Genomic DNA, 12,162 nt, shown 5'->3' on the forward strand with positions numbered 1-12,162 from the left:
CATTATGGAGAGATCTACACTTTCTGTTCATTAAAAAACGCTGTTTTCATTTTTATTGTAAATCCCCTGAAATTCCTTTATAGTTTAAAAGATGATTTTGGTCGCATACGCAACGACCAATAGGGCTCTAAAACCCGAAACCTAAACATGAATTTACCCCGCTTTGCGGGTATCCCGGGATTCCGGGAGATTTTGCTATGTCCAAGTGCTCTCAGCACTAAAAGCAAAATGCTGATTTAGGTTCAGTTTTAGACTCCCGGAATACTCATGCGAGGGCGCTCGCACTCGGCGGGGGGCTCTAAAGTGCAAACCAAAACTCTCAACGACATTTTTGTAGGCAAGAGAATTCGTTTGAGGCGAAAAATGTTGAAAATGTCTCAAAAAGAATTAGCGCATGCTTTAAATGTAAGCTACCAACAAGTTCAAAAATATGAAACAGGCTTAAATCGTGTTGCTGCGGGACACCTGAAAGATATTGCCGATATCCTGAGCGTTCCACTTACCTTTTTTTACACTGATGTCTTAACAAAACAAGAAATCCCATACCATCATGATGCGCTCATATCGAGCAGAGAGGAATATTTGCTTTTAAAAAGATTTAGAGTTTTAACCTCTGTAAAACAAAGAGCAATTTTACAACTCATCGCTGATCAGAATGAAAGTTTTTAACATTATGGAGAGATCTACACTTTCTGTTCAGTAGCATTCGTGGATATTTTTTTAAAGCCCAGCCTTTTACGCATAGTGAACAGTTTTTATTTTCAACCATGTGCACTTAAATACGCCTGTTATAAATACTTGGGTATCTGTTTTAACTTCCCTCCACCCTAAAGGACGGTGATTCCTGCCACAACCGATCTGTAACTCATCGGGCTTCTCTTAAGGCCGGTTCTCCTTGCCTTCTCACTCATGCATTTCATTTTATAAGATTCTACGGGCAAGCCCTGCCCTGAATATTCACCACACTCTTGAACAAAAAATATCACATGGGTAAAATTTACCTTATATCACCACCATAAACGACAGTATTTTACGGCACAGCAGGATAAAAACACTTCATTGCGTAAAAAAGCATGGTGAAAGAGCAAAATCTTCTGACACCAACAATAAGACGGAGCAACCTTGTTTTCCAATAAAAACGCGAGCATCAACGAATCTGAGTAGAATTGCTTTATTTTATGCATTAATAATCTATACCCTGCCGGAACTTTCCTGATTCAAGGATTCTTTTCCAGCAGCTGTCAAAAAACAAAAAAAACGGGCCCAATGGACCCGTTTCTTTTTACCTTTATAAGGGGCTTAGAAATCCATTCCGCCCATTCCGCCCATTCCACCGCCAGGCATTGGTGGCATTGGAGCATCTTTCTTTGGAACTTCAGCAACCATTGCTTCTGTTGTAATAAGAAGGCTAGCAATTGATGCAGCATTCTGGAGAGCGGAACGCACAACCTTCACAGGATCAACAATTCCCAAAGCAATCAAATCACCAAACTCACCGGTTGCAGTATTGTAACCATAAGTATCTGCATTGTTTTCAAGCACTTTGCCAACAATAATCGCTGCTTCTTCACCAGCATTGCTTGCAATTTGGCGCGCTGGTGCTTGTAGAGCACGGCGAACAATATTAATACCAGCTTCTTGGTCAGGGTTGCTCCCTTTAACAGTCAGTGCATTTGCAGCACGCAACAATGCAGTACCACCACCAGCAACAATACCTTCTTCCACAGCAGCACGTGTTGCGTTCAAAGCATCATCAACACGGTCTTTCTTTTCTTTTACTTCAACTTCTGTTGCACCACCAACGCGGATAACAGCAACACCACCAGCGAGTTTAGCAAGTCTTTCTTGCAATTTCTCACGATCATAGTCAGAAGTTGTTTCTTCGATCTGTGCTTTAATCTGATTAACGCGAGCGCTAATCTCAGCTTTTTGTCCAGCACCATCAATAATCGTCGTATTTTCTTTAGAAATATTGACTTTCTTAGCACGTCCAAGCATATCCAAAGTGACATTTTCAAGCTTAATGCCCACATCTTCAGAAATAACCTGACCCGATGTCAAAATTGCAATATCTTCAAGCATTGCTTTACGACGGTCACCAAAGCCTGGAGCTTTCACAGCAGCGATTTTCAAACCACCACGCAGCTTGTTGACAACAAGCGTTGCCAAAGCTTCACCTTCCACATCCTCAGCAATAATGAGAAGTGGTTTACCAGATTGAACAACAGCTTCAAGCACAGGAAGAAGAGATTGTAGATTAGACAATTTCTTTTCGTGAATAAGAATGTAAGGATCATCAAGATCTGCCACCATTTTCTCAGCATTGGTGACAAAGTAAGGGGAAAGATATCCACGATCAAACTGCATTCCTTCCACGACTTCCAATTCCGTTTCAGCAGTTTTAGCTTCTTCCACGGTAATAACGCCTTCATTGCCAACTTTTTCCATGGCATCCGCGATCATTTTACCGATTTCTGCAGCTCCATTAGCAGAAATTGTTCCCACTTGAGCGATTTCTGCTGAAGTTTGGATTTTTTTCGCTTTTTTGAAGAGATTTGCTACCACTTCTTCAACAGCAGCATCAATCCCACGTTTAAGATCCATTGGGTTCATGCCCGCAGCAACGGCTTTTACGCCTTCTTGCACAATAGCCTGTCCCAAAACAGTAGCAGTTGTTGTACCATCACCAGCAATATCATTGGTTTTGGAAGCAACTTCGCGCAACATTTGCGCACCCATATTTTCGAACTTATCTTCCAGTTCGATTTCCTTTGCAACAGATACACCATCTTTTGTGATGCGAGGCGCACCAAATGATTTATCGATCACCACATTGCGACCTTTAGGGCCCAGCGTCACCTTTACAGCGTTAGCAAGGATATCAACACCGCGCAATAAACGCTCACGCGCTTCACGGCCAAATTTGACTTCTTTAGCAGCCATTTAATTTCTCCTTGGAGTTGTCTTAATGAAGTACAAAATACCAAATAATACAAAATGGAAGTATTGAGAGACTAAATTAGCCCAAAATTCCCATAATGTCAGATTCTTTCATAATAAGAAGGTCTTCACCATTAATTTTAACTTCGGTTCCAGACCATTTTCCAAACAAGATACGATCTCCTGTTTTAACTTCTAAGGGCACACGCTTTCCGTTATCATCGAGAGCGCCATTGCCAACAGCAATAATTTCACCTTCTTGAGGTTTTTCCTTTGCTGTATCAGGGATGATAATCCCACCAGCAGTCTTATTTTCAGATTCAACCCGACGGACAACGACACGATCGTGAAGTGGGCGGAATTGTATGTTAGCCATGTTTTAAATCCTTAAAACTTAGTATAACTGAATTAATCTTAAAGGGTTTGTTAGCACTCTTAAACTATGAGTGCTAGTATCAACCCGAATATAAAATCGCCACTCTTCAATGTCAAGGATCAACTGTTAAAATAATTTATTTTAAGAGGTCTTAAGAGTCTTGCCTCTTTTTTCACTTTTGCGTTATCTAGCTTTTTATTATACCTGTGAACATAAAGGATCTTATCATGGTTGAAACACGTCAGGAAACGGATAGCTTTGGAACAATTTCGGTACGTCAAGACCGTTATTGGGGTGCACAAACTGAACGTTCTCTGCATAATTTTAATATTGGCAGTGAAAAACAACCTCTCACCATCATCTATGCCTTAAGCCTTATCAAAAAGGCGGCAGCTCTTGTGAATATGGAAAAAGGGAAGCTTCCGCAAAACATCGGGAAAGCAATCATTACTGCTGCTGATGAGGTACTTGCAGGGACATTCGATACGCATTTTCCCCTTTCTGTCTGGCAAACGGGCTCCGGCACGCAAAGCAATATGAACGTCAATGAAGTCATCGCTAACCATGCCAGCCTCCTCTTGGGAGGAAAACTTGGCAACAAAACACCCGTTCACCCAAATGATCACGTGAATATGAGCCAATCATCAAACGATTCTTTTCCTACCGCGCTTCATATTGCGACCACACTACAAACGCGTCAACACTTATTTCCTATTCTTGAAGCTCTTATTACCACTTTAAGAAAAAAAGAAGAAGAATTTGCCGACATTATCAAAATCGGACGCACCCATACCCAAGATGCAACGCCCTTAACTTTAGCACAAGAATTTTCAGGCTATCGCGCCGCACTAGAAGCCAATCTCCAGCGCATTGAAACAGCTCTTGCCGACGTTCAGACACTTGCTCAAGGAGGTACAGCTGTTGGAACAGGGCTCAATGCACCAAAAGGTTTTGATGTTGCTTTTGCGCAAACAATAAGCACCCTTACAGGGATAACCTTTAAAACCGCCAACAATAAATTTGAAGCCCTTGCCCACCATGGGGCCCTTGCACATTTCCATGGAAGCCTGAATGCTCTAGCTGCTGATTTGTTTAAAATTGCCAACGATATCCGATTTTTAGGATCAGGTCCCCGCTCAGGCTTGGGTGAATTAAGCTTACCCGAAAACGAACCAGGATCTTCTATCATGCCAGGCAAGGTTAACCCCACACAGTGCGAAGCAATGACAATGGTTGCCTGCCAAGTCTTTGGCAATCATACCAGCGTCACATTTGCCGCAAGCCAAGGACATTTTGAACTAAACGTTTATAAACCTGTTATTGGCTATAATGTATTACAATCGATCACACTTCTTGGTGATTGCATGCGCTCTTTTGACTTGCATTGTATACAAGGATTACGCGCCAATCGCGTTCATATTCACTCTCTCATGGAACGCTCTTTAATGCTCGTGACAGCCCTTGCCCCAGAAATTGGCTATGAAAAAGCTGCTGAAATTGCCAAAGCAGCGCATAAAAATGATACAACTTTGCGCACTGAAGCACTAAAAGCAGGTGTTTCTGGAGAGGATTATGATCGTCTGGTTGATCCCAAAAAGATGATCGCCCCACAATAAACAATAGGATGTAAATCGTCTTAAAACAAAAGATATCGGACCGTTCGCGGTCCGATTGCCTTTTTATGCGCACCTCTTACAAAGATACCTTCCCCCTTGGATACATTACCCTTTTGCAAAGATAAGAATTTTTTGCACATCCCATGCATAAAGCACAAACTTCAAGAGATGATAATAACCTACTCAAGCCCCCAATATGCTCCACCCACAATAAGTAGCAGAATACAGACCTTGCCAAAATTTTCTCTCAAAAAAAATAGGAGAAATATTAAAACCTTCATTTGTTGCCCGACAACATATGATTTTGGACATCACATCCATACGCAAATTTGAGTAAAGAAAACCCTCTCAAAAATGAGAACAGACTCCTCCATCTTAGCAAACAAATACAATCCCAACAAGGATCCTAAAAAACAACATGACTCAGCGCTCTCATGTGATAATATCGGGGTGTGTGCGACCTAATTCTTGTGGTATATTCAACAGTTTCAGTGCTGCTTGTTGCAAAGGTCGGAGAACTTTTTGCAAATCTTGATTGTGTTTGTGTGGATTTCTTTCATACTGCTCAAAATAAAGCCGTAAAGTAGCTCCCACCGTCCCTGTTCCCGATAAGCGTATCACTAATCGTGCACCGTTCTTGAAAAAAATACGGATACCTTGCTTTATGCTAACACTCTGATCAATGGGATCATGATAAGTAAAATCGTCTGCTTTTTCGACCTCTAATCCAGCAATTTCTGTTCCCACTTGTGGCAAATCTGTACGTAATCGTTCTATAATCGCTTCTGCTTTATCACTCTCCACACCTTCATAATCATGGCGCGAAGTGTAAAAGCGCCCATAAGTGCACCAATGTTGTTGAACAATTTGTGCGACAGATTTCCCTGTCACCGCTAAAAGATTGAGCCAAAATAACACAGCCCATAAACCATCTTTTTCGCGGATATGATGAGAGCCAGTTCCAAAGCTTTCTTCACCACAAAAGGTGACTTTTCCTGCATCCAAAAGCGACGCAAAAAACTTCCATCCCGTTGGCGTCTCAAAACAATTCAACCCTTTTTTTTCAGCAACCAGATCAACAGCACGCGCTGTTGGCATAGATCGGGCAATCCCCACAATGCCTTGACGATAACCTTTAATCAGATGTGCATGCTCAACCATAAGTGCCAAAGAATCAGAAGGCGTGACAAATTGCCCACGACCAATAATGAGATTACGATCTCCATCACCATCAGATGCCGCGCCAAGGTCAGGGGCTTGATCAGACATTAACAAATCATAAAGAGCCTTAGCATAAACCAAATTGGGATCTGGATGCCCTCCTCCGAAATCTGGCAAAGGAACACCATTAACCACCGTTCCTTCCGAAAACCCTAAACATTTCTCAAAAATTTCGCGCGCATAAGGCCCCGTGACAGCATGCATTGCATCAAAGCGTAGGGTTAAGCCTCTTTCTACTGCTCGAGCAATACAATCAAAGTCAAAAATCTCCTGCATCAAAGCAACATAATCAGCTACCGGATCAAGTATTTCCACTCGCATAGACCCGATAAAGCTCGTTCCTTCTCTGTCTAAATCAACATCTGGAGCTTCAAAAATTTTATAAAAAGCAAGATGTTGTGACGCTGCAAAAATAGCTTCACACAAAGAATCAGGGGCAGGACCACCATGAGAAATATTGTATTTTATGCCACAATCTCCTTCTAAACCACCAGGATTATGACTTGCTGAGAGAATAATCCCACCATAAGCATGATATTTGCGAATAAGATGTGAGACAGCAGGCGTGGAAAGAATACCCCCTCTTCCAACTTTTACACAAGCAACACCGTGAGCCGCAGCCATTTTCAATACAATCTGAAGAAGGGTAAGGTTGAAAGTGCGCCCATCACCACCAAGAATTAACAATTTCCCTTCCATAGGCCCAATGCTATTAAAAATGGATTGGATAAAATTTTCAACATAATGAGGCTGTTGAAAAACCGATACTTTTTTGCGCAAACCAGACGTCCCAAGTTTTTGATCATTAAAAGCCATAGTCAAAACTGTAGTTATGGTCATGTAAATACCTTCATATTCTTTCTTTTAATTTTAAGAGCAAGAGTATCCAAAGTCGACCATTAATTCTACTTGACGGAATAGTGAAATATTTGCACACTCATTAGAAGTAAAAATTTTAAAAGAAGCCCTTTTATTTAAAACGTTCTTTCCCATATGTTTTTAAATCCGAAGGGTGTTTTAAAACACAATTTTCGTAAAAAATATAGGAGCATCATTATGATGAAAAAAACTGTTCCCAATGTAATATTCCACACACGTGTGCATGATGAATCAGTAAGTGGCAACAATCCTTATCGGTGGCAAGAAGTTAACAGTGATACGTACTTTAAAGGAAAACGGGTTATTCTTTTTTCTCTTCCTGGAGCTTTTACACCCACTTGCTCAATCTTTCAGCTACCTGACTTTGAAAAACTCTATGATGAATTTAAAAAAGTTGGCATTGATGAAATTTATTGCCTTTCCGTCAATGATGCTTTTGTCATGAACGCTTGGGGAAAAACTCAAGACATCAAAAATGTGAAATTAATCCCCGATGGCTCAGGCGAATTCACACGCAAAATGGGCATGCTGGTTTCTAAAGACAATATCGGTCTTGGAATGCGCTCATGGCGTTATGCCGCTGTTATTAATGACGGCGTTATTGAACAATGGTTTGAAGAAGAAGGTCTTTCTGATAATTGCACAACAGATCCCTATGAAGTTTCTTCGCCACAAAATGTTTTAAAAGCCTTGAAAAATTAATTTTAAGCCTAGTTATACATTTGTCAAATGCAAACTTTCTAGCATAAATTCCTTTATAAAAAGGAATTTATGCTTTTTTATTCTATGAATTATAAATTGTAAAATCTGCACATATATTGACACCTATTTACGCCACAAAAGTATAAACAGTGCAGAGCAGTTCATCAGAGCATTCCTCCCAATATTTTCCCCCACCAATCCCCAGCAAAGGCAACACTCATCCTTATTGAAAACAAAAACAATCTCACGACAAAAACTGCTTCATTATCATATACCACAAACACTATGTGGCCCCTCAAGCGCCTATAACAATACAAGCCCATCAACAGATCAATTCTTCTGTGGTTTAATAACCTGTTTTTTTCTATTTTTTAAAGATCTTGTGCTCTAAAAATGACCACTAAAGCAGCCACTCATTTTAGTTTTCTGCCATAAATACTGTATTCATGTTTTCATCTTCATTAAGTTCAAAATTTTCATCACTTTCAGGAAGCCCAAAAATATCTGGATTTATAAAATAACAATGTCTTTTTGTTCCCTTCGCTAGAATTTTATGACATTCTAATTCCTTGATACCTTCTTTAAAAGTTGCAAAATTAAGATATTGCGATTCTTCATTTGAAAAATCACAAGCCAAAAATTCATTGAGGATATCACGATCTAATATTACCTGATCAAACCATAAGTCTACATCATCCTCGTCTAACATTTTTCCCACTTGCCACAACATAACAAAAAAACTTTTCAACCCAATAAATGAAAGCCCCAAAATCATATGCCGACTATCGGGTGCTCCTGAAAAAGAAATTTGTGGAAGATCTGAAAATCCAAAATTTGCCATAGGAAGCTTAAATGATTTTCCAATATCCTCAGGTTTTTCAAGAATAAAAGGATTTCTTTCATAGAGCAGAGTAAAATCATATTGGACCATTATATTTCTCCATTTATGCGTTGACTTTTCGAAAAAAATGAATATTATCAGTTGCTTACCATTATATGGGTCTACAATTGATACCAATATGTTCCTGTAAAAAATTGTCTGATTTAAGTTATTTTATTCTTTTTTCAACTTAAAAAGAAAAATTGCTCCAAATCTTCTTCTTTTGCGCAAACGAAATTCTGTACCTGCATTAAGAAAAGCAAAAAATTTTATACCAGAAGATGAAAATTCAAAAATGTAAAACTGCTAATATCTCTATAAATTCTGACATTGATTTTTCGCAATATGATGAGGGAAATGGCGCAGATTTTTCTTCTATTCTGTGTCACAAAGATATCCACACCACACCTTCAGCCGATAAACCAATGCATTTTTTCTTTTAAAAATATCTGCTTTTATGCCATCTGCTTTTATGCCATATAGGTTTAAAAAATAACGCGCTTTTAAACACATAGATAAGACACATTTCCATGAGGCAAAATACCGATCCTGAAAATTTCCTGAAGATTTTGTAAGGAATTTCTAAGCTTTTAGCAGCCACACATTTTAACAAAATTTTTAACATGAACATTTATGGGCTGCCAAGATATCTTTTACTGTTTTGACCAATTGCGCTTCATCCACCATAACTTGCGCTGGTCTACTTTCACGCCACGTTTGATTATCCTTAATTTCATGCGACAAACGTGCCCCTTCAACCAAATCTTTAATCTGTATTTTTCCACTCTCACGCTCTTGTGAACCTTGGATCACCACACAAGGCGCTTGGCGCCGATCAGCATATTTCATTTGTGCTTTCATCCCCGATGCCCCCAAATACAGTTCAGCAGAAATTCCAGCACTGCGCAACTGCATCACCATGCTTTGATACCGTGCTACAGCTTCCCGCTCTTGATCCATCATCAGCACCACCACAGGCCCAGTCTTTTCTTTTACAGGCAATTTTCCAAGATTTTGCAAAGCAGCTATCAAGCGTGAGATACCAATTGAAAAACCTGTTGCCGGAATATTTTCCCCACGAAAACGCGCCACCAATCCATCATAGCGTCCACCCCCACCAACAGAACCAAAGACAACTTTTTGTCCATCATCATTGAGAACATCAAAGAGCAACGCAGCCTCAAAAACAGGTCCCGTGTAATACTCTAATCCACGCACCACAGAAGGATCAATTTTGATACGATTCTGGTACCCATTCGCGGCAAAAATTGCTTGCATTTCCTCAAGCTCACCAACCCCTTCAAGCCCTTGAGCACTCTGGTCAACAATTTTTCTAAGAGTTTCAAATGTTTCCTCTGTTGTTTCAGCCTGTAGCGTAAGCAAAGCAAGAATACAATCAATATCCTTGTCCTTAAGCTCTGCCCCTTTTGTAAAATCACCACTTTCATCCAAACGCCCCTTACCCAAGAGCAAACGCACACCCTCAAAACCAAATTTGTCAAGTTTATCCATTGCTCGAAGAACAGTGAGGCGCCTTTCAGTGTGTTCACTTCCCTCCAAACCAATCAATTCTAAAACACTCTCCAGAATTTTCCGATTATTAAGACGAATGGCATAATCATGGTGGGCAATTCCCAATTTTTCCAAACTATCGGCTGCCATCATGCAAATTTCTGCATCTGCAGCAACAGTTGGTGCTCCAATAATATCAGCATCAAATTGCATAAATTGCCGAAACCGCCCTGGTCCAGGCTTTTCATTGCGAAAGACAAAACCTAGACGATAGCTCCTATAAGGCTTTGGCAAAGTTTCAAAATTCTCCGCAAAATAACGCGCAAGAGGTGCGGTAAGATCATAACGCAAAGACATCCATTGTTCATCATCATCTTGCAGCGAAAAAACCCCCGCATTTGGGCGATCTTCATCAGGCAGAAACTTGCCCAACACATCCGTATATTCAAAAATCGGTGTTTCAAGCGCTTCAAAACCGTAAAGTTCATAAACTTCCCGAATCTGAGCTATCATGGTCTCCGTTGCATACAGTTGTGCACTTGTACGATCAACAAAACCACGAGGTAAACGCGCTTTGGTTTTTTCTTGTTTTAATGACATATGATTCTCTAACAACAATTTGTGTTCACAGATAATATGTGTCTTAGCTTATAGAAACAAACGCCGCAATGCCTTTATCACCCTAAACCTTTAAGCAACATGCACCAACACACCATGCATAAGCTTTTGTTTTACAAAGATGATACCCCTTCTTTCAAGAATATCCACTATAAAAGCGCTTGCACTTTCAAGATCAAAATGTAAACTCTACTCTGAATATTCTTCTATTTTCTCATGAAAAATACTGCACCCCTCACCCAAAACATTCTCCCAAACAGTCTGCAATCCTACTTCTTTAGAGACATCAAAAACAACCGTTTATTCTAGAAAAAAACTCTCCTATAAGTGCTTTCCAGATTTATCACATATAGATCTCAAAACAGGAGAGCACTTTTAGCTTGCTCGGCAAAATCATTGATGCACGTTTTTAAATCCACAATATTGGGGCCAGCATCTGTAATCGATCTTGAAATAGAAGGAATAATATTCTGCCACAAACTTTGCGGAAACTGATGGGATAATTGTGTTATCGTTCCCCCTTGAGCACCAATACCAGGAACAAGAAACAAGCTGTTTTTTAACTGCTCAATTGCCTCTTTTGCTTCACTTCCCAATGTTGCTCCAATAACCGCACCAATAGGACCAACAGAATAATTTTGTCCTAAAGACTGGCTATTATAGTCACAAATACGCTGTGCCAAATGAACAGAAAGTGTCTGATCACCAATACGGGCATTGCGAATATCTTTACCCTCAGGATTAGAGGATTCAACAACCATAAAAACCGCTGTTCCTGTTTCTTCTGCAATTTTTATCATAGGAATGAGAGCATCAAAGCCAAGAAAAGCATTCACGGTTATAGCATCCGCTTTAAACGCACTGCTTGAACCAAGCCAAGCTTGACCATAAGCTTCAACAGTAGAACCAATATCCCCCCTTTTTGCATCAACGAGAACCAATAACCCTTGTTCATGAGCTGTTTTAATAAGTTCTTTGAGAACTTGCAGGCCTTCCACACCATACAATTCAAAAAATGCGACTTGCGGCTTTATAATCCCCACATGTCCCACAACCGCGGTTAGGAGAATATCACAAAAATCTTTCAAGCCTTTATAATCAGGACTCAAATTCCATGATTGCAAAACTTTACGACTAGGGTCAAAACCAATACAAAGCGGTCCATAGATTTCACGATTTTTAAAAAAGTTTGAACAAAACATGCTATACTCTACAGTCTCTGTTTAAATTTTCTAATATAGAAAACAAAGTATTCATTAATCGAAAGAACCGGTAACATGTTTTTTTTGAAAAGAAAATATTTTCAAATATTATGACATTCTCATAACATGGCAGAAAGCAAAGTCTCCTCCATATCATTTTACTACCTCTCTATATTGTGCCATAAGAATTCTTTTGCTGCTTTATTTTCTATAGAT

The 12,162-nt window shown here is 39.8% G+C and carries 9 protein-coding genes; 3 read left to right on the top strand and 6 right to left on the bottom strand.

Features of this window, described 5'->3' with window-relative positions; all coding sequences use genetic code 11:
* Window positions 1-267: 267 nt before the first annotated feature.
* Entirely contained in the window at window positions 268-669 is a 402-nt protein-coding gene (locus QWU_RS00715; RefSeq protein ID WP_026017259.1) for a helix-turn-helix domain-containing protein, read from the top strand.
* A gap of 630 nt (window positions 670-1,299) precedes the next feature.
* On the opposite strand, the gene groL is transcribed toward QWU_RS00715, so the two are convergent.
* Window positions 1,300-2,943, bottom strand: coding sequence for a chaperonin GroEL (groL, locus tag QWU_RS00720; protein ID WP_006590483.1), 1,644 nt, complete (start codon window positions 2,941-2,943; stop codon window positions 1,300-1,302).
* A gap of 76 nt (window positions 2,944-3,019) precedes the next feature.
* Window positions 3,020-3,316: a co-chaperone GroES gene (gene groES / locus QWU_RS00725; RefSeq protein WP_006590484.1), complete on the bottom strand. Its 297-nt coding sequence runs from the start codon at window positions 3,314-3,316 to the stop codon at window positions 3,020-3,022.
* A 227-nt stretch (window positions 3,317-3,543) separates the two neighbouring features.
* Between groES and fumC the strand changes: the two genes are divergently transcribed.
* The gene (gene fumC, locus QWU_RS00730) at window positions 3,544-4,932 is read left to right on the top strand and encodes a class II fumarate hydratase (RefSeq protein ID WP_006590485.1); all 1,389 of its coding nucleotides are present in this window, start codon (window positions 3,544-3,546) and stop codon (window positions 4,930-4,932) included.
* A 432-nt stretch (window positions 4,933-5,364) separates the two neighbouring features.
* Here the strand turns inward: fumC and QWU_RS00735 are convergent, their stop codons facing one another.
* Window positions 5,365-6,993, bottom strand: a complete 1,629-nt coding sequence (locus tag QWU_RS00735; RefSeq protein ID WP_017195966.1) for an alpha-D-glucose phosphate-specific phosphoglucomutase — start codon at window positions 6,991-6,993, stop codon at window positions 5,365-5,367.
* A 216-nt stretch (window positions 6,994-7,209) separates the two neighbouring features.
* Here QWU_RS00735 and QWU_RS00740 point away from each other — a divergent pair, with 216 nt between their 5' ends.
* The gene (locus QWU_RS00740) at window positions 7,210-7,734 is read left to right on the top strand and encodes a peroxiredoxin (RefSeq protein ID WP_006590487.1); all 525 of its coding nucleotides are present in this window, start codon (window positions 7,210-7,212) and stop codon (window positions 7,732-7,734) included.
* A 418-nt stretch (window positions 7,735-8,152) separates the two neighbouring features.
* Here the strand turns inward: QWU_RS00740 and QWU_RS00750 are convergent, their stop codons facing one another.
* The 3 genes from QWU_RS00750 to pyrF form a co-directional block, all read right to left on the bottom strand.
* The gene (locus tag QWU_RS00750) at window positions 8,153-8,665 is read right to left on the bottom strand and encodes a hypothetical protein (protein ID WP_006590488.1); all 513 of its coding nucleotides are present in this window, start codon (window positions 8,663-8,665) and stop codon (window positions 8,153-8,155) included.
* Window positions 8,666-9,232: 567 nt separating this feature from the next.
* Entirely contained in the window at window positions 9,233-10,726 is a 1,494-nt protein-coding gene (gene hisS / locus QWU_RS00760; RefSeq protein ID WP_006590489.1) for a histidine--tRNA ligase, read from the bottom strand.
* Window positions 10,727-11,100: 374 nt separating this feature from the next.
* Entirely contained in the window at window positions 11,101-11,946 is an 846-nt protein-coding gene (gene pyrF / locus QWU_RS00765; protein WP_006590490.1) for an orotidine-5'-phosphate decarboxylase, read from the bottom strand.
* Between the last annotated feature and the right edge of the window lie 216 nt (window positions 11,947-12,162).

This window comes from Bartonella birtlesii IBS 325, from assembly GCF_000273375.1.
In the GTDB taxonomy this organism is placed as follows: Bacteria; Pseudomonadota; Alphaproteobacteria; order Rhizobiales; family Rhizobiaceae; genus Bartonella; species Bartonella birtlesii.